Annotated in this window: 18 protein-coding genes; 12 read left to right on the top strand and 6 right to left on the bottom strand. The window is 36.0% G+C overall.

The genetic code is table 11. The annotated features are described in order from the left end of the window. Positions 1 to 81: 81 nt before the first annotated feature. Positions 82 to 237, bottom strand: coding sequence for a hypothetical protein (locus DCO46_RS22605; protein ID WP_165828789.1), 156 nt, complete (start codon positions 235 to 237; stop codon positions 82 to 84). 93 nt (positions 238 to 330) lie between these two features. On the opposite strand from DCO46_RS22605, the gene DCO46_RS02715 reads away from it, so the two are divergent. The 5 genes from DCO46_RS02715 to DCO46_RS02695 all read left to right on the top strand — a co-directional run bounded on the left by DCO46_RS02715 (position 331) and on the right by DCO46_RS02695 (position 8938). After that, complete coding sequence (locus tag DCO46_RS02715) at positions 331 to 885, top strand: RNA polymerase sigma-70 factor (RefSeq protein WP_116751061.1); 555 nt, start codon at positions 331 to 333, stop codon at positions 883 to 885. A gap of 113 nt (positions 886 to 998) precedes the next feature. After that, positions 999 to 1919 (top strand): FecR family protein, encoded by a 921-nt coding sequence (locus DCO46_RS02710; RefSeq protein WP_116751060.1) that lies wholly within the window; start codon positions 999 to 1001, stop codon positions 1917 to 1919. Positions 1920 to 1978: 59 nt separating this feature from the next. After that, positions 1979 to 5368: a SusC/RagA family TonB-linked outer membrane protein gene (locus tag DCO46_RS02705; RefSeq protein WP_116751059.1), complete on the top strand. Its 3390-nt coding sequence runs from the start codon at positions 1979 to 1981 to the stop codon at positions 5366 to 5368. A 19-nt stretch (positions 5369 to 5387) separates the two neighbouring features. Further along, on the top strand, positions 5388 to 6926 hold the full coding sequence (locus DCO46_RS02700) for a RagB/SusD family nutrient uptake outer membrane protein (protein ID WP_116751058.1): 1539 nt from the start codon (positions 5388 to 5390) through the stop codon (positions 6924 to 6926). A 188-nt stretch (positions 6927 to 7114) separates the two neighbouring features. Further along, positions 7115 to 8938, top strand: coding sequence for an alkaline phosphatase (locus tag DCO46_RS02695; protein WP_116751057.1), 1824 nt, complete (start codon positions 7115 to 7117; stop codon positions 8936 to 8938). A 58-nt stretch (positions 8939 to 8996) separates the two neighbouring features. Here the strand turns inward: DCO46_RS02695 and DCO46_RS02690 are convergent, their stop codons facing one another. Further along, positions 8997 to 9386 (bottom strand): DUF4260 domain-containing protein, encoded by a 390-nt coding sequence (locus DCO46_RS02690; protein WP_116751056.1) that lies wholly within the window; start codon positions 9384 to 9386, stop codon positions 8997 to 8999. A 61-nt stretch (positions 9387 to 9447) separates the two neighbouring features. Further along, the gene (locus DCO46_RS02685; protein ID WP_116751055.1) at positions 9448 to 10017 is read right to left on the bottom strand and encodes a Crp/Fnr family transcriptional regulator; all 570 of its coding nucleotides are present in this window, start codon (positions 10015 to 10017) and stop codon (positions 9448 to 9450) included. A 513-nt stretch (positions 10018 to 10530) separates the two neighbouring features. On the opposite strand from DCO46_RS02685, the gene DCO46_RS02680 reads away from it, so the two are divergent. The 7 genes from DCO46_RS02680 (at position 10531) to DCO46_RS02650 (ending at position 20676) form a co-directional block, all read left to right on the top strand. After that, complete coding sequence (locus tag DCO46_RS02680; RefSeq protein ID WP_116751054.1) at positions 10531 to 11103, top strand: RNA polymerase sigma factor; 573 nt, start codon at positions 10531 to 10533, stop codon at positions 11101 to 11103. Positions 11104 to 11509: 406 nt separating this feature from the next. Next, positions 11510 to 12352 carry a FecR family protein gene (locus DCO46_RS02675; protein ID WP_116751053.1) on the top strand — a complete coding sequence of 281 codons (843 nt, stop codon included), beginning with the start codon at positions 11510 to 11512 and terminating at the stop codon, positions 12350 to 12352. Positions 12353 to 12414: 62 nt separating this feature from the next. Beyond that, complete coding sequence (locus tag DCO46_RS02670) at positions 12415 to 15645, top strand: TonB-dependent receptor (protein ID WP_116751052.1); 3231 nt, start codon at positions 12415 to 12417, stop codon at positions 15643 to 15645. Positions 15646 to 16125: 480 nt separating this feature from the next. Next, positions 16126 to 17424: a hypothetical protein gene (locus DCO46_RS02665; RefSeq protein ID WP_116751051.1), complete on the top strand. Its 1299-nt coding sequence runs from the start codon at positions 16126 to 16128 to the stop codon at positions 17422 to 17424. Positions 17425 to 17593: 169 nt separating this feature from the next. Further along, positions 17594 to 18442, top strand: a complete 849-nt coding sequence (locus tag DCO46_RS02660) for a T9SS-dependent choice-of-anchor J family protein (protein WP_116751050.1) — start codon at positions 17594 to 17596, stop codon at positions 18440 to 18442. Between the two features lie 54 nt (positions 18443 to 18496). Continuing rightward, positions 18497 to 19273: a hypothetical protein gene (locus DCO46_RS02655; RefSeq protein WP_116751049.1), complete on the top strand. Its 777-nt coding sequence runs from the start codon at positions 18497 to 18499 to the stop codon at positions 19271 to 19273. Between the two features lie 44 nt (positions 19274 to 19317). Continuing rightward, positions 19318 to 20676: a S41 family peptidase gene (locus DCO46_RS02650; RefSeq protein WP_116751048.1), complete on the top strand. Its 1359-nt coding sequence runs from the start codon at positions 19318 to 19320 to the stop codon at positions 20674 to 20676. 7 nt (positions 20677 to 20683) lie between these two features. Here DCO46_RS02650 and DCO46_RS02645 read toward each other — a convergent pair whose 3' ends face one another. The 3 genes from DCO46_RS02645 to DCO46_RS02635 form a co-directional block, all read right to left on the bottom strand. Further along, a complete protein-coding gene (locus tag DCO46_RS02645) occupies positions 20684 to 22348 on the bottom strand; it encodes a serine hydrolase domain-containing protein (protein WP_116751047.1) in 1665 nt (554 codons plus the stop codon). Between the two features lie 74 nt (positions 22349 to 22422). Beyond that, positions 22423 to 23235: a helix-turn-helix domain-containing protein gene (locus tag DCO46_RS02640; RefSeq protein WP_116751046.1), complete on the bottom strand. Its 813-nt coding sequence runs from the start codon at positions 23233 to 23235 to the stop codon at positions 22423 to 22425. A 181-nt stretch (positions 23236 to 23416) separates the two neighbouring features. Then, positions 23417 to 24175 carry an SDR family oxidoreductase gene (locus tag DCO46_RS02635; RefSeq protein WP_116751045.1) on the bottom strand — a complete coding sequence of 253 codons (759 nt, stop codon included), beginning with the start codon at positions 24173 to 24175 and terminating at the stop codon, positions 23417 to 23419. Between the last annotated feature and the right edge of the window lie 4 nt (positions 24176 to 24179).

Here is a 24179-nt window from a genome sequence, read left to right as displayed (position 1 = left end):
TATTTTCAGGAACGAATTGGGCTTAGAAAAGAGCATTTTGTTACAGTCTGTAACAATAAGTTGTTCTTAACAGGGATATTCTTAGATTAGTACATAACGGTAACATTTAGCCTCAAATGTTAATAATATGTTTAGTAAACCTGCTGTTTTATTAATGTAAACGTAACCTTTTCGACCTACCCTAAGGGCTAATTTTGAAGACATATTATAAGAACCCAATACTTGTATATATGTCATTCTTTAATTTAAGGACACATCACAAAAACACAATCGAATACGCTTTTCCGGTACATTTTTTTTATTGCGTAATATCTCTAAAAGTGACCAATCATGTATAAAAAATATACTGACGAAGAACTTGTTGCATTATTAAAACAAGGAAAAGACAGGGCTTTTGATGAATTGTATTTTCGGTATAGGGATTTACTTGTGCGTTTTGTCTATCAGCGAATGAAATCTGTTCCTGTTTCAGAAGAAATTGTTCAGGAAGTTTTTACCAACATATGGGAACGACGCAATGATTTAACGATTCAGAAATTTTCGGCTTATGTATATACTTCTGTGAGATACACCACTTTAGATTATATTAAATCAAACACTATTACAGATCAGTATATAAAAGAAGTGATCGACAGAAACCTAAGCGATTCGCTTGATCACAATGCAACCGAAGAATCTATCTATCATGATGAACTTCAGGAGGCACTGGATAAGGCGACTTCTTTGCTTCCCAAAAAATCAAAAGAAGTTTTTATTCTCAGCAGGTTCAAGCAATATACCAATAAGGAAATTGCCGAAGAATTAAACGTTTCTCATGAAACCGTAAAATATCATATTTCCTATGCTTTGAAATTTATGCGGACTTACCTCGGAGAATTCAACTGACAAAAATCTGCAATGTAAATACGGCTTTTATTTCTTAACAAAAGCGTAACCTTTTGCACCTACCCAAAAAATACAGTTTCAAGACATACTATTAGAAAGATAAATAAATTATAATGCCTGATAAATTATATAATAATATAAAACATTTCTTAGCAGACAAGCCTTCCTTAAAAGGAGAAGAGATGTGGAATAACTGGTACGATAATCCGGAAAATAATCCCGAAAACGAATTGTTTATTTCCTCTTCAAAATCAAAACTGAGAAGAGAAGTTAATGCAATAAAAAAAACAGATTCCGTTTTTTCTTTGCATCCTAAAAAATGGATGATGGCGGCTTCCATTTTATTTGTACTGGGATTGTCGGGGTTTTTATATAAAGCTTCGACAGCAGTTTCTCAAAAACAATATGCTGCAAAATTAGGTCAGCACGGCAAAATCACTTTAGCAGACGGTACTCAGGTCTGGCTTAATGCCGGAAGCGTACTAAAATATCCAAAAACTTTTAAAGGAGATACACGGGAAGTGACTTTAACCGGAGAAGCTTTTTTTGATGTTGCGAAAGATGCCAAACATCCTTTTATCATTCATACCGATAAAATGGATACTAAGGTGTTGGGAACCAGTTTTAATATTCAGGCCTATCCCGACAAACACATTCAGGAAGTTTCTGTAGTGACAGGAAAAGTAAATGTAAAATCGATTGTTACAGACGAAAATGTAAATGTAACACCGGGACAAAAAGCGGTTTTTAAATCTAAAACCAACAAACTCCATGCTTTTACAGATGTGCCTATAAATTCCATTTCGCTATGGCGGAAAAACATCATTGTTTTTGAAGATACTCCGCTTTCGGAAGTAATTGCCACGATCAGCCGTGATTATAATGTTGCGGTAGAACTCAGAAACAAGAACCTGGGTAATCTCAGGATCAGTGCTTACTTTAAGGAACTTCCGGCAGATCAGGTCGTTGGATTGGTATGCAATATTATCAATGCCAGTTATAATCAGCAGGCCGGGATTTATGTAATCGAATAATTTAAATAAAACTACACAACAAACTTTATACAATCAAAACAATTAAAAACTCCACAATTATGACTGAAAAACAAATGCGGGACACCGCAACTTTTCAAAAGATCAAAAAAGCGTTATCGCCCAAACTGCTCTTTCTTACGGCTTTACTTTCTATGGGAATGTCGCTAAAAGCAGCAAATGTTGACATTAACAAAAGAGTAACCTTAAAGGTAGAAAATGAAGGAATAAAAAATATTTTTCAGGAAATCGAAAAGCAGGCTGATGTGCATTTTATGTACGAAAGCAGCCAGATTAACAGCAATCAGAAAATTAGCCTGAAATTAAATAACGTAACATTAGAACAGGCACTTGATAAAGTTTGTTCGAGTTTTTTATTGAAATACGAAATTGTAAAAGACAATATTGTAATCCGAAAAAACCAAAAAGTTGCGAGTGCTGATCAGAATAAAATTACGATAAGCGGAACTGTTTTTGGAGGAGATGACGGAATGCCTCTTCCGGGTGTCGGAATTAAGGACAAAACATCAAATGCCGCTACAGCTACCGATTTTGACGGAACTTTTAAACTGGAAGTCAATGCTTCTGAAGCGACGCTTATGTTTTCTTACGTAGGATATGTGACGCAGGAAATTAAAATAACAAAATCAGAAATCAATCTAAGCATAAAATTAGCCGCCGACATGAAACAGCTTCAGGAAGTTGTGGTAATGGGATACGGAAGTGTTAAGAAAAGCGAAGTTTTGGGCGCTGTTGGTTCGGTTTCTATGAAAGAAACTTCAAGCAGAACGTATAATAATGCTGCTGAATTGCTTCAGGGAACCGTTGCCGGAGTTACTGTAATTAATAACGGTGGTGACCCAACAAGCGAACCTACTATTAATATTCGTGGTATCGGATCTTTAAACAAAGAAACTCCTTTAATTGTACTGGATGGAATTATCTACAGCGGTTCCTTAAATACCATAAATCCTAATGATATTGGTTCGATAAGTGTCCTGAAAGATGCTGCTTCTGCTGCTATTTATGGTGCTAGAGCTTCCGGGGGAGTTATTTTAATTACTTCTAAAAAAGGAGTTTCAGAACGTATTAATGTGAATGTAAACTATCAGGGAGGTTTTCAGAATGTGGCTAAAAAACTGGGTGTCCTGAATGCTGCCGAATATGCAGATGCAATGAACACGGCAAGAGATAATGCGGGAATGCCAAGAATTCCGGGTTTTGATCCTGCGTTTGAACCAACAGCCAGAACGACAAAAACAAACTGGATGGATGAAATTTTCCAGACAGGAGAAATTCAGGATTTGTCAATTTCGATCAACGGAAAAACAGAAAAATCTAATTTTTTCATTTCAGGAAGTTACAGAAAAAATGAAGGTATTTTATTAAATACTTTCGGAAGCCGTTATACAGCAAGAGCCAATTCTTCTTTTAAACTGGCACCAAATTTTACTATCGGCGAAAACATGAGTTATTCCTTAACCGACGGACAGACTGCCAATACAGCTAATGCTTACACAGGAGCTATTTTGGGAGCCATTTTTTACCCTCCAAATGCAACGATTTACAGAGAAGATGGTTCAGGGCAATTTGGCGGTGTACCGGAAAAATATATTGGTTCTTATGGTGACGTAATAAATCCGGTTGCTTATTTAAAAAGGCTGGACAACCGAAATCCTATTTCTACTATATTATTAAATCCGTATGCAGAATGGGAAGTGATTTCGGGATTGAAATTAAAATCAAACTGGGGTTATACCAGAATTCAAAGTGACTATAAAGAGTTTGATGTAAAAATTACGGAGCCGGGAAAAATTTTCGATTTTAACCGATTAACACAACGTACTGCAACTACTACCGATATCTTGAGTGAGCAGACGATTTCTTACGAAAAATCATTAGGGAACCACAACTTTTCTGCTTTGGGAGGATATACTTTTCAGCAGACCAAAAGAGAATTTTATGATGTAGAAGGAACTGGTTTTGACAGTGAAGATCCGTCACAGCGTTATTTGCTAAATGCCAAATTGATTCAGCAATTGGGTGCAGGATTAAATGAAGAAATTATTTCTTCTTACGTAGGAAGGCTGAATTACGATTACAATCAGAAATATTTACTTTCGGGAATTGTTCGTCGTGACGGAACATCAAAACTTTTGTCGCAAAATCGCTGGAAAGTGTATCCGTCTGTTTCTGCGGGCTGGCTGATTTCTGAAGAAGGTTTCATGAAAGGACTTAATCCAATAATCAGCAGCTTAAAACTTCGCGGAAGCTGGGGACAAATCGGAAACTTAGGAAACTTAGGACCATACCAGTTTAGTGTACCATTGTCTCAGACTTCTGGTTTAATTGGTGCTACACCGGTTATTAATTATGGCTATTCTGAAAGAGAACTTTCGAACCCAAATTTAAAATGGGAAAGTTCAGAACAAGCCAACATTGGTTTGGATTTCAGTTTATTAAATAATGCTTTGACAGGATCTTTGGATGCTTACGTAAAAACAAACAAGGATATGTTGGTGCGTGACCAGCTTCCGGGTGTGGCAGGAACTCCTGACGGAAGAATTGTAAACTCCGGAGATGTTGAAAACAGAGGTATTGAAGCAAGTCTGACGTACCAGAAAACTCGTGGTGAATTTAAATTTGATGTGACGGCAAATGCGGCATTTTTGACAAACAAAATTGTTTCTATTAAAGACGATTTAACTTCTCTGGAGCCTCTTAACCTGAGCAGAGTAAGAAGTTTGCCATTGGCCAATATTTATCAGGTCGGAAGTCCGGTAGGAGCCTTTTACGGATATTCTACAGACGGATTATTTCAAAGTACTGCAGAAGCAAAAGCGTATGTAAATTCTAATGGAGATATCTACCAGCCAAATGCTGTTGCCGGAGATATCAAATTCAAAGACGTAAATGGAGATGGAGTGATCAATAACGGCGACAGAGTGGTATTAGGAAGCCCTTTTCCAAAAGCGACTTACAGCTTAAATGCGAATTTCAGATACAAAGGATTTGATATGAATATCTTTTTGAATGCGGTAACAGGAAACAGTGTTTTCAATGCTGTTAAACATACAGGCTTAAACGCTTCGTTCCCGGGATATAATTTATTGGCCGATTCTAAAGATGCATGGTCTCCAACCAATACGGATACTAGTGTGCCGGTACTTTCGTCAACAGATAACAATAACAACTTCGGACGTATTTCTGATTTTTATATTGAAGATGCTTCTTTCTTACGATTAAGAAACCTTTCTATCGGTTATACCGTAAAAGAAAGCTGGCTGAACGGAAAAGCAAAATTGAGATTTTTTATCTCAGGTCAGAACCTGTTTACCATTACCAAATATTCAGGAATGGATCCTGAGGTTGGTTTAGACAATTTCGGAATGGATTTGGGGCGTTACCCGCTATCAAGAATATACATGACCGGTATAAATGCAACTTTTTAAAAAAAATAAAACACATAAGATGAAAAAATTAAGTATTGTATTATTGAGTTTTGCACTGCTGCTGGGAACAGTATCTTGCGAAAGCGAACTTGATGTAGTGCCTCAGGGAGCTCCGTCAAGCGGAAATTTCTGGAAAACTCCGGCTGATGCAAAAGCAGGAGTAAATGCCATTTATGCACTGTATTCGGATGATAATATGTATGGGCGTGGTTTTTTCTGGCTGAATAATGCCAGTGACGATATCGGGACCAAACCAAGACAAAATGCAGAACGTATCAAGAATTTTATTGTTGACGGATCAGAATCAGATACCAAAGATATCTGGAGACTGCATTATGAGGTAATGAAACGCTGTAATGATGTCCTGCGTAATATTCCGAATATTCCATTAGACGAAAAAACAAGGAATATGATGTTGGGAGAAGCTTATTTTAATCATGCTGTAATGCATTTGGAACTGGCGTATCACTATGGAGATGATCGTGCCGGAATTCCGATTCAGGACAGAAACGACCCGACCAATGTATATGTACCGCGTACTAAAAACGTAGGGGAGAATTACGCTTATATCGCTGCCGATTTAATTAAAGCGGCCGAATTATTACCTTATTTTAACGAACTGACACCGGATAATTATGGGCGTGCGCACAAAACAGCTGCATGGGGATATCTTGTTCGTACTTATTTGTATGCAAAGGATTGGGATAATGCTATTAAATATGCCAGCCTGATTGTTGGAAGCGGAAAACACAAACTGCTTGACAATTTTGAAGATGTTTTTAAAATTAAGAACAACTGGTCAACAGAATACATCTGGTCGGTAACTTCAAGTGCAGAAAATACTTCTTTGGGTTCTATTTTTCCGGGAGTTTGCCTGGAAGATAAAGGCTGGGGAGTTTACAACGGCTGGGGAAATTTTTATCCGACCAAAGAATTATTCGATTCTTATGATCCGACAGATGAAAGACGTAGTGCTACGATTTTACAAAAAGGAGATCAGTTTATGTATTTTGGTGAATTGGTTACTTTCAATGAAGGAAAATATGTAGTGAGTTCAAGTAACAGAACAGGATACCAGTTTAAAAAATATATGGAGCCATTCGGTTATGCAAAAACTACTTCAGGCGGAATAGACATTCGTTATGTAAATGCAAACGGAGATAAGCCTTCAACAGCTTTAAATGTACCGCTTTTGCGCTATGCAGATGTTCTTTTGATGTTAGCGGAAGCGAAATTGATGAAAGGTCAGAATGCTGATACCGAAATCAATATGATTCGTCACCGTGCCAATCTTGGAGACCTTTCGGGAGCAACACTTGCAGATTTGAAAAGAGAAAGAAGATGTGAATTGGCAGGAGAATGGACAGACCGCCATTTTGATTTGGTACGCTGGGGAGATGCAAAGGCAACTTATGCAAAACCGCTGCACCATTACAACGGAACAGAAATTTATCCGGCGCGTAATTTTAATCCTTTAATTCACCATGTTTGGCCAATTCCACCGGACGAAATTGCAGTAAGCAAAGGAGCTTTATGGCAAAATGAAGGCTGGAAATAAAGAGTTTCATTTAGTTTGTGTTTTTTATCTGCTGCAGGCTTTCGGGCCTGTGGTTGTATAAAATAGACGGACTGGATACCAATACTTCATAAACCAGTTTTTTAAATAAGACTGGTTTGTGTTATTAAATAATATTCGATTCTTAAAGTTACCTACGGCTTATAAGATTGAAAAAAAACAGATTTCAAATGAAAAAAATAATAGCCCTTTTTTGCCTCCATTTCTGCCTTTTCGCGCAAGCACAGGAATACAGTTCTGCCAATATTCATTCGCATAATGACTATGCCGGTAAACTTCCTTTTTATGAGGCTTATTCTAACGAAACAGGAGTTATTGAAGCAGATGTTTTTTTAGTAAAAAACGATTTGATCGTGGCGCATACTTCCGGAGAAATTAATCCTGATAATTCACTTCGAAACCTTTATCTGGAACCACTTAGGCTAAAATTCAAAACCTTAGGCGGTAAAGCATATAAAAGTGACAAGCCATTAATTTTAATGATTGATATTAAATCTGATGCAGATGCGACCCTGAAACTGATTGCTGAACAGCTAAAATTGTATCCGGATCTAATTTCAAATAAAAACCTGAAAGTGGTTATTTCCGGAAACAGGCCTTTAGCATCAAAATGGAATGACTATCCGAATTTTATTTATTTTGACGGAAGACTAAACGAAACGTATTCTCCGCAGGAATTATCCCGTGTAGAAATGATTAGTGAAGATTTACACGAAATTACGGTTTGGAACGGAAAAGGTGTTTTGACACAACCGGACTCAGAAAAAATACAGGCGATCATTAAAAAAGTACACGATCAAAACAAAAAAATAAGATTCTGGGCCACACAGGACAATGTAAATACCTGGATGACCCTGATGAATCTGCATGTTGATTTTATAGGTACAGATAATGTTCCGGCGTTGACGCAGTTTATCAAAAACCTGAAAACAACCTTTTATCAGAATACCCAGTTTTATGACACTTATACGCCTAAAAATGTTTCAGGTTTCAAAAATAAAAAGCCTAAGAATGTAATACTTCTTATTGGTGACGGAATGGGGCTGGCTCAGATTTATGCGGGTTATACGGCCAATAAAGGCAAGCTGAACATGTTTAATATTCCGACTCAGGGATTTTCTATAACTGCAGCTTCAGATAGTTATATTACAGATTCTGCTGCGGGAGCAACTGCCATGGCAACCGGTCACAAAACCAATAACCGCTTTATCAGCGTTGACGAAAAAGGAAAACCTCTTGAATCGATTACAGAGCAATTGACCAAAAAGAATTATAAAACCGCTATTATTTCGGCAGGAAGTATTACAGATGCAACTCCGGCAGCTTTTTATGCCCATCAGCCGGAGAGAAGTTACAATGAAGCTATTGCAGCAGATTTTTTATCACATCCTTCTGATATTTTAATAGGAGGAGGAACAAATGAATTTAAATCCAGAAAAGACGGAAAAAACCTTGCGGAACTGTTGCAAAAGAAAGGCTATACTTTTTCGGATAAATTCAGCTCTCTGGATACGATCAATAATAGCCGTTTTGTTGTATTAGAAAATGCGGCTGTAGTTTCGATGAAAGACGGAAGAGGAGATTTCTTAGCCAAATCGCTGTCAAAAGCCACTACGACTTTTTCAAAATCAAAAAATCCATTTTTTATAATGGCAGAAGGAGCACAGATTGATTACGGCGGTCACAGCAATAACGTAGAATATGTGGTTCGTGAATTATTAGATTTTGACAGAGTAGTGGGGCAGGCAATGGAATTTGTAGATAAAAACCCCGAAACATTGCTGATTATTACAGCAGACCACGAAACTGGCGGACTTTCTCTTATTGACGGAAGTATAGAAAAAGGCTATGTTCACGGAAGCTTTAGTACAAATGATCATACTTCGATTACGGTTCCGGTTTTTGCTTACGGCCCGGGAGCTCAGAATTTTACGGGAGTTTATCAGAATACTGCGATTTATACTAAAATTATGGAGCTTTTGTCTTCAAAGTAAACGTTGCTTTAAAGCTAAATTTCAAAGCACAATCCCAACTAAAGATTGTGCTTTGTTTTTATATAATATCTTTCTCTTTGCCCATCCAGCCTAAGTTGGTGTGCTTGAAATTATCCGGAAACTTTAATCCGTAACCCAGCATTCTGTCAAACGAAGAATGACCTAAAAGGACAAATGCTGCAGCGGTAAGTATTTCAGAATGATTCAAAAATCCAAATGCAAGAACTGCTAATGCAGTTGCACGATGATGAAACAAATTGTATGTAAAAGCTCCAAATTTTGTGTTCACGAGATAACCCAGCATAGAAATATCCGGACTAAAAAACAATAATATCCAGAGCCAGACAGAGATGCCTAAATTATTTTGGGATAAAAAATAAATAGAAATTGCTGTTATTGCTGCTTCTTCAATTCTGATGGAAAAATCCATTACTTTTTGTGGTTTCATTTTGACTTTTTTTGTTGAGTCAAAAGTAGAAGCAATTACAATTTGAATCTCTTGACAAAAATCAAGAAATCATTTTTCTGCGTATTCTGCTAAAAGTTTCCGGTGTCATCCCCAGCATGGAGGCCAGATATTGCAATGGTACCAGATTAAAAAGTTCCCGATTGGTATCAAATAATTTTTTGTAACGCTCTTCTGCAGTTAGTGAGATAAAATCAAAAACGCGGTTTTCCAGCATGATAAAACATTTAGAAATAAACATTTTTTCAAAATCATTCCATTTAGGAACCAGTTTTCCTATCGTCAGATAATCTTCATAATCGATTGTGTATAAACGTGTATCTGTCAGGGCCTGAATAGTAAAACGACATGGATTGCGGTATATAAAAGATTGTAAATCAGTCAGGAAATAGCCCGGTGTTGCGATCCATTGTGTGATTTCACGATCAGGTAAAGAGGTGTATATCCTTAAGATGCCTTCATCAATAAAACTTAATTTATTACAGCTTTTCTCTTCTTTCGAAAAATAACCGCCCTTTTCGAGAGTTTCCATTTTAAACAATTTGGAGATTTTTTGGCAATCGTCTAAACTGATGTCAAAATGCTGATGAATATGAATTTCAAGTTCGTTCATTTATATTTTCTGCTAATAGAGCCACTAAATTAGCCATAAAATTGTTCAAACATTATAGTCCTTTAGAAGTTTTTTCAATTTTTATAAAACGAATAAATAGCCTTCATTCCTTCATATCCCGCGCTTTCATGAAAGTTTATTTTAGCCGTAAATCGTCGTAAAATGCATTTCATCGGATTATTTGAACATTTAATCGATATTTTTTAGTGTTCGTATTAAATTAATACATATATTCGCTAAAAAAATAGAGTTGTTTAATTCACCACTTTATTTAAGTTATTGTTTTGGAATAGTTAGTTGAAACTGCAGTTGTGTACTTCATAAACATAGCTGCAGTTTTTTTACAGTCATGTCTGCAACTTTGTACGGCAGGTAAAATTCAATAAATCTTCCATCTTCTCAAGTGGTTTTCGACTCAATATTAATAAATCATTAAATGAGTCAGACTGCAAAATAATGACACTCTCTTTAAGGTAATTTTGTAAGGATTCTTTTCCAATTTAAAATTACATTATGAGCACTATTTTGATCACAAAATTGAGGAACGGAGATGATTCTTGTTTTAAGGAAATCTACGAACTCTATCATTTTAAAGTATTTTGTTTTGTAAAAAAATATGCTCAGCCCGCAGATGCGGAAGATATAACCCAAAATGTGTTTATACATCTCTGGAAATACCGCACTAAAATTGACCCCAATATCGAACTGGATTCTGTTTTATTTAAAAGCTGTAAACAGGAAATTTCAAGATGGTATAAAAAACAAAACAAGATTCTCTCGATAGAGTATATGCAGCTGGTTAAAGAACTGGACAGCACGGAAGAAGCTGAACCCAGTATTTCTTTGAAACTTGAGAAAATTGAATATTTACTACAGCAAATCCCTGAAAAGAGAAGAAAGATCTTTACGCTCCATAAATTTGACGAAATGAGCTACAAAGAAATCGCAGCAGAAATGGGAATGTCCCAGAGTGCCGTTGCCAATCAGATTTCGAAAACACTGCAATACCTCAAGAAAAATTCTGTAAAAAGCCATGAATTGTATTGGTTTGCGTTGGTTTTTATTAATCATTACCAGCATTCATAAGTTTTTTTGTTTGAGGTTTCGGGTTTCAGGTTTCAGGTTTTCCAAAAGCGTAAAATCTTTGTCGCTCTGTACCTTTGCATCTTTGTACCTTGCATCTTTGCATCTTTGTCCCTTTTTTATTTCAGGTTTCTTTTGAACACAAAAAGACGCACAGCAGTGCGTCTCTATCACACCTTTGTCCCTTTATTTATAAAACGTATCCAATATGTAAATTAAATGTAATCTGTTTTTTGAAATAAAATATTAAAACACTGTATTTCATTTGTTTATAAATAACTATCCTGATTTGATATTAAAAAATCATTAAGAGTTGAATTGCCCGTGATTTTTTGAGGTTACCATATCTAATGTGTGTAGAAAGAATATTTGAGGATTTTCCTTAGATATTAATTTTTACTCAAATAAGATGAAATTGAACAGATTCAAAGAAGAATGGGATGAATTACCACAGAAGGGACTATTTCCTGATGAAATAAAATTCAGAATGTGGAAAAACATTTCGGCAGCCACAATAAACAAACGCAGAAATAACTTCAGAAGAGCGATTGCGGCCTGCGCTGCACTTTTAATCTCTATGGCAGGATATCAGTTTTATTTTGCATTAAAATCAAAAACCCCTGAAATTATCACACAGACTTTTCCGCAGGATATCCGCCTGCTCCGTTTGTCTGACGGAACACGTGTATGGGTAAACGAAAACACCCAAATCGAATATCCCGAACATTTTGCTGCTAACGAGAGAATCGTAAAATTAAAAGGAGAAGCTTTTTTTGAAGTGGCAAGAGATACGACACGCCCTTTTATAATTAGCTCCGGAAATATAAAAACTACCGTTTTAGGAACTTCTTTTGATGTCAAGGCGTATGGTAATATTGCAGAAGTAAATGTGAGAACCGGAAAAGTAAAAGTTGAAAGCACACAAAATGCTGTTTTTATAGAAAGAGGGTACGCTGCCATATTTGTTGCACACAATAAAACGGTCAAAAAACAGAAAACAGCAATTCTTGAACCTGAATGGAAAAAAGCACTTATTGATGTCGATGGTATGACGCTGGCAGCGGTTATTGAGCAGTTGAGTACCGATCATCATTTTACGCTTCAATATAGTACCGAAGATTTGAAAATGCTTCAGGTAAAAGGAACTCTTGACACCAGACAAGCCGTTCCGGAGATATTGCAGACCATTGCATTTGCTTTGGAAATTACCATTAAGCCAACTGGCAATGATAGCTATATAGTGAGTAAATAAGCTTGTAAGACCCAAAAAAATCAACATTATCCATAAACAAAACCAAAACAAATTATTTAATTATGAATGATTATTTAAGGCAATTTCCTGTTGCCGTACAAATTCTGTTTTTTAGCCTTTTCTTAGGTCTGACGAATGCCTATTCTCAAACGGGGAGTGTATCGGTAGATTTTAAAAATGCCTCTCCAAAAGAAATTTTCGAAAATTTAGAATCCAGAACTCCTTATCGTTTTATTTATCAAAAAGATATCGATTTTAGCAAACCGCTTATTACCCTAAAAAAGGATAATGTTTCTATTGATGCTGTTTTAAACGAACTTCAGACTCTTACCAATTTGAATTTCAGAAGAAACAATACCAATATTGCGGTCAACAAAAAAATGGCTTCCGGCAAAAAACTCGGAAATATTTCAGGAAAAGTTGTCGATAAAAATGGTCTTGCATTACCTGGCGCTACTGTAAAAATTGTAGAAACCAATACTGCTACCGTTTCTGACTTTGACGGAAATTATGAGTTCAGTTTAGAACTTGGGGTTTATTCACTTGAAGTAAGTTTTGTATCCTTTCAGACACAAAAAATAACCGATATAAAACTTTCCGGAGCCAGTAACATTGTACTAAATGTTGTACTGAATGATGACGCAGAATCCCTGGATGAAGTGGTCGTTACCCAAACATTTCAAAAGGCGACTGCTTCTACAGAAGGAATGCTTTTACAGCAAAAAAGAGCGGCTCAGTTTTCTGACGGAATTTCTGCCGCCCAAATTGCCAGAACACCGGATAAAGATGTTGGAAGTACACTAAAACGTATTACGGGCGTAACCACAATCGACGACAAATATGTAGTTGTTCGCTCGATGGGAGAACGCTGGAACCAGGCTGTGATGGACGGGGTTAATTTGCCAAGTACAGATCCGAGCCAAAACCAGTTTAATTTTGATATTATCCCTACTGCAATGGTAGAAAGCGTTATCGTGAGTAAAAATGCTACTCCGGATATGAATGCCAATTTTGCCGGAGGATATGTAGAGGTAAAAACCAAAGATATTCCCAGAAAAAATTTCATGGCATTTTCTATAGGAACTTCTTATAACAGCAGGGCTACATTTGAAGACCGTCTTACCAAAGAAGAAGGTTCGAATGATTATCTGGGCTTTGATGATGGTACAAGAAAATATCCTTCCGGTCTGGTAAATATCGAAGTTCCGGCTACAGAAGCAGAATCCGCACCATTTCTGGAGCAGTCCAAAAGATTTACTCAGGATAATTTCACCACTTATAAAACGTATGCAGCTCCGGGAACTTCACTGCAGTTTTCCATAGGAAAAGTATATGAGCTAAAGAATGATAACCGATTTGGATTTGTTGGTTCGGCAATTTTCAAAAACACCCAGGATAAATTAGAAATAGACCATACAGAAAGAGGGAGTTATAAACCGAATACGGAGTTTCTGCCTGAAACAGAAAACGGGTATTCGACTTTTGCAAAATACGGCTATAAAAATTCCGGTGCTTCCTACAGCTTCAATTCGACTTTAGGCGGAATGTTAAATGCCGGTTTTCAGTTCGGAAAACATAAAATTACCATTCGTAATACTTACATGCATATGTATGACAACCAGTTAACCCAAATTACGGGCTGGAGAATGGAAGACGCAACCAGTGATATTTTAAACGGAACAAAGTTGCCTGATACCAGAGAAACAGATTATCCGGTTTACCAGACTTTTATTCAAAACAAAATAGAAGGGAATCATAAGCTTGGGAATTTAGAAATCAATTGGTTTGGTGCTTATTCGGGTACTACAAAAGATACTAAGGATGCCACTTTTATGACCAGCCTTAGGAGAAAAGTGGGAGATGATGTTCTTCTTTATCAGCAGATATATAATAGTGCTCCGGACTTATTTAAAAGATCCAATTTTAACAATACTGAGAAAGATTACAACGTTGGGGTCAATTTTAATTATGCTTTTGAGTTAAGCGAATCTTTCAAGAACAACATCAAGGCAGGTTATTTCGGAACCTATAAAAAAGCCACCAACCAGCAGGAATCAGCCGCTTTAACGGTTATTGGTCAGGGAACAGACAGGGCAAATGTCGATATTCCAATTTCTCAATTACTGGACGGTTCCTATTACCGTTGGGGAGGCTTTGGCTGGAACAGGATTGCTACCTATGGTAATGAATATATAGGAGATGTAAAAGTACACTCCCCATTTTTAATGCTCGATAATAAGCTCGGTCAATATGTGCGATTGGTGTGGGGAGTTCGTGCAGAAAGTTATGTTTACACACAGATTGCCAGCCAGTCTGATAATGCCGGAAATTTTGAAACCGTGCAAAAAGATGATGACGTATGGCAATATCTTCCGTCTGTAAACCTGACGGTAAGTCCTGTTTCTAAAACAAATCTTAGGCTGGGGTATAACAAATCAGTACTGCGTCCTCAGTTTTCAGAACGTTTAAACATGCCTTATTACGACCCGATCCGAAATGCAATGGTTCTGAATTATACGGGTGGAATTGTTTCTACGATAGTAGAGAATTTTGATTTTAAGGCTGAGTGGTTTCCGTCTCAGGGTGAAATTATCTCTTTTGGTATTTATCACAAAGACATTAAAGATCCAATTGAAGGTGTAACGCAAATTGGGGAAGACGGCGCGACGCGTACTATTTACAATATGAACTCACACAGCGCGAAGCTTTTTGGGGTAGAATTTGAAATCTACAAAAATCTGTCATTTCTGGGTGAAGGAGATCTTCTGAAGAAAATCTTCTTATGCGGTAACGCAGCATTCAACGATACTAAAGTGACGGGTTATACCAAAATTGATGGTACGGGAGGACTTTATGAAGCCAACCGCCCTTTGTACGGACAGGCACCTTATAATTACAATTTAGGTTTGGATTATATAGGAGACCGTGCAGGATTTAGTATCAGGCACAATGCTATCGGTGACCAATATATTTTAGTAGGGTTTGATTATGATGCAGAAGAAATACGTATGCCTTATTCAGTTACAGATGCCCAGATGAGTTATAAACTTGGGAAAGAAAAAAATATAGAATTGAAATTCGGGATTAAAAATCTTTTTGATACTGCTATCGAAACCTACAACAACAAGAACAGTTATTCCAAATTGGTTCCTTTTGATATAAATGGTAATCCAAGAGACCAAAGAGTGTTGGGAGCGGGAGCCACAGATAAATACGACCCGGATATTGACAGAAAATTATTCAAAGCCTGGAGCGGAAGAAGCTTCAATTTCTCTATAAATTATTCTTTTTAATTAACATAGAGAGGCCCTTTTTAAACATAAGTGCGAATTAAAATTAAGAAAACGTTAAGGATAATTTCAGGAGTGATTTTTCTTCCTTTTGTAGTCTAATGTTTATAAAAGAAAGAAGTTTAAATCTTAACAGCTGTTTTTAAAAATAATTTCTTTGAAGAATTGCAACAGATAATAAAGTAAGATTCACACGATAGAAATCTGCAAAAAAAATCCAGGTCACAAGAGTAGGCTATTATGGTAAAAATTGGTTTTCACGTTCAGATAAGACTATTGTTTGTTTTGATTTTAAAAGAAAATAAACCTTTCATTAATCCCCAAAGATGAAAGATGAATATGGGATAAGTCTCCGGCAGGTAAACGGAAAACTTATTAAAAATTTACCTAAAAAAAGGAAAGGTCAGAGGGAAGAAAATTTGCTGCTCTCCCCAACGACCTCAGATGTAAAATCAGCAGCAAAGGTAATCAAAATTAGTAATCATGAAAAAAGTTTTTTTGTTAGCAATTGCAACTATGTTCTTCACCTCATGTCAAAACGATGACGCAGCTACTGACTCGTCGTTTTCAATGAAATCTGCCAACGCAGATTATTCAGGTTACCCAACAACAGTACAGACTGTAAGCGGAAACATTACTACAAACACTACATGGACAAACGACAGAGTTTGGGAAATTGATGGAGTTGTTCGTGTAATCGGGGCTAAATTAACCATACAGCCAGGTACTTATATCAAAGCTAAACCATTGGCAGCCGGAGTTGCCGCAGGAGTTTTGGTAATTACAAAAACAGGACAGATAGACGCACAAGGTACTGCTGCTGCTCCGGTTATCTTTACTAGTTACAAATTGTTAGACGGAAACGCTACTACAGTTGCTACACCTGGAGATTTTGGCGGAATTGTTGTTTTAGGAGACGCACAAGTTAATACTGGTGTAACTACAAATGTTATAGAAGGTTTGGGAGATCAGCCAAATGTGTCTGATTTTTACTATGGCGGATCAAATAATGCTCACAATGGTGGTGCAATAAACTATGTTCGTATCGAGTATGCAGGACGTATATTAAATGCTTTAACAGGTGTTGAAATCAATGGTTTAACTTTAGGTGGTGTAGGTAGCGGAACAGTTATCGATCACGTACAGGTTTCATACGGAAGAGACGATTCATTCGAATTTTTCGGAGGAGTTGTAAATGCTAGCCATTTAGTTTCTTTTGCACCGGATGATGACAACTTCGATTTCGATTTTGGTTACAGAGGTACAATTACAAAAGCAATTGCTATTGCTGATAAAAACTCTACTCACAGTGCTAGCGGCGGAAGCCCTGACTCAAACGGTATCGAGTTGGATAACAATGCAACAGGAACATCTACTGCACTTATCACAAGACCTACAATCTCTCAGTTGTCTATCATTGGTGTAGCTTCTGCTACAGACGGAGCACTTTACGAAAATGCAATACACGTTCGCAGATTAGGAGAAATCAGTCTTACTGACGCTACAGTTACAGGATATGTTACTGGTATCAGATGGGAATCTCCTTCATTGCCTGCAAATTCTTTATGGAGTGGTATTTCAGTTCACGGGTTTACCAATATTACATTGCCTTCTGGCGTACTGGCAATTGGTACACCTACATCTACTGCTAATCCTGCAACTCCATGGGCTTTAACACAACCATTCTTTAATGCTGGTACGTTAAACTTAACTGGTGCGACAGGTGCATTTAAAACAGAAGCTAACTGGACAAATACCTGGACTAAGTTTACAGGTTTTTAATTAGCATATAATTATTAAATAATATTAGGGGGCTGTCTGAAGAGTGTTTATGTTTTTTTTTTAAGAGTAGGATAGGTCAGTGTATTTCTGTTGGTATTTGCTCATCATATAGCAATAGGGTACACTTCTGTTCTCACTCTTCAGGCAGCCTCTTTTTAAATATCAAAAAATGAAAAAAAAATTACTTGTATTACTTTGTATGTTTGTTTATGGAGTTGCCTCGGCGCAATTTACAATTTGGGAAGATGATTTTGATGATTCAGAGGCATCAGACTGGACTTTTATCGATGAAGACGGAGATGGCAATGGCTGGAGAACGCGCAACAATATTCAGGTAGATGAGAATGGTGTTATAGTTGGCGGTACTTACAAGATATTAGGAGATTACAGTATCGACTTAGCATCCGGTTCAAATCTTCCGGGCGCACAAAAAAACTGGGCAATTGCTCCCGCAATAGATTTGTCTTATTATGCAGGAAGTATGGAGCTAAACCTGACTGTTCAGAAAGCTATATATGGCCCACAAAATGAAGATTTGTATGTATATGTCTCGACAACAGATACTAACCCGGCCTCTTTTACCCTCGTAAAAAATGTGACTGTTACAAGAGGGACTATGCTAGATGTCGAATTTAATGATTATCTGGTTGATATTTCTCCTTATGTGGGTCTGTCCCAGGTTTATATCGCTTTCCTGACTCCACCGGGTTTTGCGATAGGATATGAAATAGACAAAATGTGGATTACAGCTCAAAAACTGGGCTTAGATGATGTAGAAGCAAAAGGAGGTACACTCTTAAAACAAAATCCTGTGAAGGATTATTTGCAGTTATACCTGTCTGAGACTTTTAATAAAGAAGAAACAAAATTAAAAATATATAACACCGCCGGCAGTTTTGTTCAGGAATCAAAATATGATGAGTCGGGTGTTTCGGTTGGTACCTTATCAAAAGGAATTTATTTTCTGGTTATTGAAGAAGGTTCAACGGTTCAGAAATTAAAATTTATAAAAGAATAAGTCATCATATTCAATTAAAACAAAACCATTTTAAATATTATACAAGTACAACTCATGGATAATTTAGTCAAAGTAGTAATTCTTTTTTTTATCGCCACTTTTTTGCTTACATCGTGTGCCAATGAAGAATTAATACCATTTTACCAGGAACAAAAAGCAGGAAAGATAGTGATCAGAGGCTATAATGCTTTGCAGGATTCCATACAAATAACCGTAAATAATAAGCTGCTGACAGCCGACAAAAAGCATGATGCTTTTATAAAAAAAGTAGAAAAAGATTTTGAGTTTGTATTTTATGATAATGAAATTAAAACCGTTCAGGTTACTAATAAAAAAACGAAAGAACTTATATATTCCCAAAATTTCACCACTCAAAAAGCGGTTGATACCCTTTCTTTTTATATGAAAGAAAATCTACTGGTAACCGATTTTATGTCAGATAAACCCGGGACTCTGAGCGCAGCAGGACTGACAGGGTACAGATTTATTTTTCCAAATATCAACAAATATTCTAAAAGCGGCTATACGGGTCCGATTGACGCTGTAATAAGAAAAATAAACGGACAGATTGTGGGTGTATCCGAAAATATTAATAAAAATAAAGCAGGTTCTTTTGTAGAATTTACCTTTAGCCTGCCTCCAATTATTGAGGTGGAACTGGTAAAACACGGAACTTCCGAATCGTATGTTTCCAGTCAGAGAATTGCCTTTCGTACCGTAATGCAAAAAAACAAGTCCGGTATCGTTGTTTTAGAAGAAACAGCAAATGCAGACAATAGTTTTGCCCGTGTAGAAGGTATGATCAATTTAGCAGATTACTTTTCCTTTTAAGTTTTCAATCACGAAACCTCTATTTTTAGTATAATTTATTTTTAATGCCTGAATTCATAAATCAATATCGTTCTGTTCTAAAAAGTATTTTACTTATTGTTTTTTCCTTTTTTGTATCCTGCCAAAATGATGACCCGGTCGTATATGATAAAGGAACCAATGAGTATGTAAATAACTGGATGTACGAACAGATGAAAAAATATTATTTGTGGAATGAAAGTATACCTCAAAATACGAATTTGGCTTTAAATCCAAAAACATATTTTAACCAGTTACTGTACAAAGAAGACCGTTTTTCTTATGCGGTACACCCGTCATTACATGAAACTTCTCCCAAAAGTATCAGAAACAATTACGGATTTGATATTTCTTTTATCGAATTTGAGAAACAGACATACGCTCTTATTTTGTATGTATTGAATGATTCTCCTGCAGAACGCTCAGGCTTAAAAAGAGGGCAGTTTATAAAATCCGTAAATGGAGTTTTGGTCACGAATCAGAATTTTGAGAATCTATATGCTGATTTGGCTTCTTCAGACAAAACAGTTTTAGAAGTACAGGAATATTCTTCATCATCAGGTTTTTCAGCAGTAAAACCAATAGAAATAAACCGTGGGTTTACTTTTTTGCAACCTGTAAAATACAATGTTATCATTCAGAATGGCCAAAAAACAGGTTATATGGAAATTCCGCATTTTGATATAGGAATGGCAGGAACTTTTCTGCAGATTTTCAGGGAATTTCAAAGTCAGTCTGTAAACAAAATTGTAGTTGATTTAAGATATAACGGCGGCGGAGATGTTTCGTCGGCTGCTGCTTTGAGTATTATTCTCGCCCCGGCTATCCAATCAAATGATTTGTTTATTGTATTTAAAGGAAATAAAAATGGCGGTTTGGTTCGTAAAACTTTTGCAGAGGCTTTGGAAATGAATGAACTTCAGGTCGGTTTTGACCAGTTAAGGGCAGTCCATCCGCCAATTCAGGAAGTATATGTTTTATGCGGAACCCGGACCGCATCTGCTTCAGAAATTATCCTGAATAATCTGAAACCTTATATGAATGTAATTTCCATAGGTGAAAAAACAACAGGGAAGGATGCTGCCGGTTTCGAGATCAAAGATGACAGACTTTCTGATCAGTCCGGATGGATTTTATACCCGGTTATTTATAAGTTATTTAATGCTAACGAAGAAGGCAATTACGCCTTGGGAATACATCCTTCTGTTGAACTAAATGAGCTTCAGGAAATGGAAATTTATCCAATGGGAAATCCAAAAGAAGTTTTATTGAGCAATGCTTTAAACGGTACTGCATATTCAAGAAAGAATCAGAAATCATTAATAACAATCTCTTTGAGGTCGGTTAATAATGATGCTGATCCTTTTGTGAAATTGAAAATGTAAGCATAGATCAATTTCCTAGTATCGAAGTCAAAATATAGTCTTTTACAATCGTATCTGCCTGTGGATGTCCATAAGGTTTATTATAAGCTTTTGAAGTGATTATTATGACAATCGGTAAATCTTTAAAAATTATAAATTGATTTCCACCGTTTCCTGCGCAATAAAAAGTTTCGTAGCTTTTACCTTTATACAGAACAGTTTTATTCCAGAACAAATAACCATAAAACTGATTCTCTCTTTCGGGAATTTGAATTTGGCGTGTTAACGTTTTATTTATCCATTCGGGTGATAAAATTTGTTTGCCATTCCAGATTCCGTTGTTTTTGTAAAGCTGTGCATATTTAGCATATTCTAATGAAGTCATTTGTAAACTTCCGGCCGTATTTACGACTTGTTGTGGCGTGTATTGCCATTTGTACTGCGTAATATTTAATGGCTTAAAAAGACGTTCATCAGCATATTTTTCTAAACCCTGAGTAACAGATTTGTTGAGAATATCTCCCAATAATACCACTCCGGCAGTAAAATAATCCCATTGTTTGCCGTTACTTTTGGTTTTATCCATCGGCAGATCCAGAGTGAATTTTACCCAATTCTCTGTCGGATACATGTTTTCTTCATTTCCGGGAGATTCACTTTGTTTATCTGAACCATTAAAGGCAGAGCTCATTGTGAGTAAATCTTTTATTTTTACGCTGTCTTTTGAGACATTATAATTATCAAATTTCTTTAAATCATAAAAATTATCCAGCGTAAGGTTTTCATTTTTAAGATAGCCGTCTTGTATTGCAATTCCAGTTAAGGTTGAGGTAAATGATTTTCCGGCAGATCGTGTATCGTGAAGCGTATTTCTGTTGGCATCATTAAAATATTCCTCAAGCATCAGTTTTCCTTCCCGAATAACAATTACACTTGTAATTTCTTTCAGAGTATAATCTGCGATGGCAGTATTTAGTGCTTTAATTTTTACTTTATCAAAAGGCAAATCCGAAATTTCCCAATCACTCCCTGGCCTTATCTTCTGAATTTCAATTTGTTTGGCGGTTATTTTTGGTTTTTTAATGATAAGTTTTATTTCACCGTGCGCTATTAAATCGCCTGTTTTGATATTTTCTTCAGTAAATTTAATATAAGGTCTGATTTCGATTCTGAGCAGGTGAGCACCCACCGTTAATGCTTTTTCGCCACAATTATTTCTAAAACGGTCCCACATATACATTGCCCACCAGTCTTCTCCTTTTGTACTCGTAAGCGGAACTCTAAAAACGGTTGAAGTTGTTTTGTTTCCGCCAGATCCAAAGTTACAACCGTGATGAATGTTCTCTTTATAAATTAAGTTATTATCAACAAAAAAGCTGAATTGCAGATTTCCCATTTTCAGAAGTTGATCTTCCTGAAGATCCGAATCCAGCTGATGCAGGTAATTGATCACAGAATTATTCATAAAAACCCTGATGTTCAAATCAGATCGGTATTTCAACTCAAAAGATTTTAGAAAGTCAGACTGCTTAAATTGATTTAGCGGAACATTTCCGTTCATAAAAGCAATTCTGCCAACATTATTTTTATGAATAACATTTGTGATTCCGTCAGTTTTATGCAAATCAGAAATTTGTGCATTTGTCACTATTACAAAAAAAGAAAACAGCAGGATTAAAATAATTCGGGTCATAGTCCGGGTTATAAAGTTTATGCCAAAATTAGAGCATAGTAGTTTTTGAAAATAGGATGAAATTAACATCATTCTTATTTTTCGAAAAATATTTGGGCATGCTGTGTAGCATTTATATTGTTTATTTCCTTAAAGCAGCGATTAAAATGACTCTGATCATAAAAGCCACACTGATAAGCAATTTCAGTCAGAGAATAATTTTGTTTCGCGATTAAAGACAACGCTTTTTCAACTCTCAGCTTTCGAATATATTCACTTAAATTACAATCAAAATATTTTGAAAAATCTCTGGATAAATGCACCGGATGAATATCTATGGTTTTGGATAAATAATCAAGACTAAGATTTTCTGAATACAAGTCATGTAGTATTTCATCGAGCTGAATTACCCATTTTGGTTTTTTATCTACACTTCTCAAATTGTCTTTTTTCAGTTTAGATAAAATTTCCAATAATAGAGTTTGCGTGGCGAGATCACAATTGTTTTCTTCAATTTTAGAGACTCTGAATATTTTGTACATCAGCAGTTTTATCGTAGGATTTGCTATTTTAAGACTTCCTTCCAGAGTATCTGTATTTAAATCCAGTTCATCAAGCCAGTTCTTTTCTATTTCAAGATGAAAACCTCTTGTAAACCCGTCAGGTTTGATGTTATAATGCGCTTCCTGCCAATTATGAAAAAGCAGATTTCCTTCAGAACAATTGTAGATTTCTTTTTTATTTCCTTCGATAACATTTCCCTGAAGGATAAAAGTAAAATAAGCATTTTCATGAAAATGCCAATCTACTTTAGGATGCGTATATACAGTGTCTGTCAGCGTGAGACCTTCAAGACAAATGGTTTTATTTGTTTCACCGTAAAATTCTCCTTTTTGTGAATATTTCATAATTGGAAAAATATGCTTATCGAAATACTAGTTTGATAATTAAATATTTAAGTCTATAAATATAGTCTGATTTACTCAAACTTCAACGGTGAAATTTTTAGTTTTAAAAGTAGTAAATACCGAATTCAAAATTCTCTTTATAAACAGTTTCTAAATTTACTCAGTCCCCAATCTTATCTTTTTAGATAATTTGCAAATGAGGACGAATCTGCATACTTACAATATCACATCTTTTGGGTTGTGCGAGACAAAATAAAACACTTAGTGCAATATCTTCTGCTTCCAGCATTTCCATTTTTTGTATTTTTTGTTTCTGTTTTTCTTTTGGATCTGTCTGCATATCGCTCGTAACGGCTCCGGGTTCTATAAGTGAGACTTTGATTCCCAAAGGATTTATTTCCTTGCGTAATGAGGTTGTAAATCCTCTGATAGCTGATTTTGTAGCTACATAAATAGTACTTTTAGCACTTTTAGATTCGGCACTCATTGATCCGATATTGATAATATGCCCTGATTTTTGTTCTGTCATTCTCTTAACGGCTTCTTGTGCAAAAACAATATACCCGGTTATGTTCGTTTCAATGACATATTTCCATTCTTCCAATTTATATGTGGTGATTCCATCGGCAGCTAAAGCAGCATTATTAATTAGAATATCTATTCCGCCAAGCTTTTTATCTATCAGATCAAGAATCATATCAACATCTTCTTTTTTAGTGACATCTGCAGGTGCACCATAAATTTCTGCATCAGGAAAATTTGATTTTATATCGTTTACGGCATTATTAAAATCTTCATGATCTCTTCCAAAAATAACTACACGTCCTCCCAGAGAAACAAGCAAATCTGCTATAGATTTACCAATTCCGGTTGTACCACCAGTGATGACGATACGTTTTTGTTTTATATTTAGTTGTAATAAGTCTGATAAATTTTTCATGTTG

Source organism: Flavobacterium sp. HTF (assembly GCF_003105115.1).
Classification (GTDB): domain Bacteria; phylum Bacteroidota; class Bacteroidia; order Flavobacteriales; family Flavobacteriaceae; genus Flavobacterium.
The sequence above is the reverse complement of the archived record's forward strand: the minus strand, read 5'-3'. Positions and strand labels throughout refer to the sequence as shown.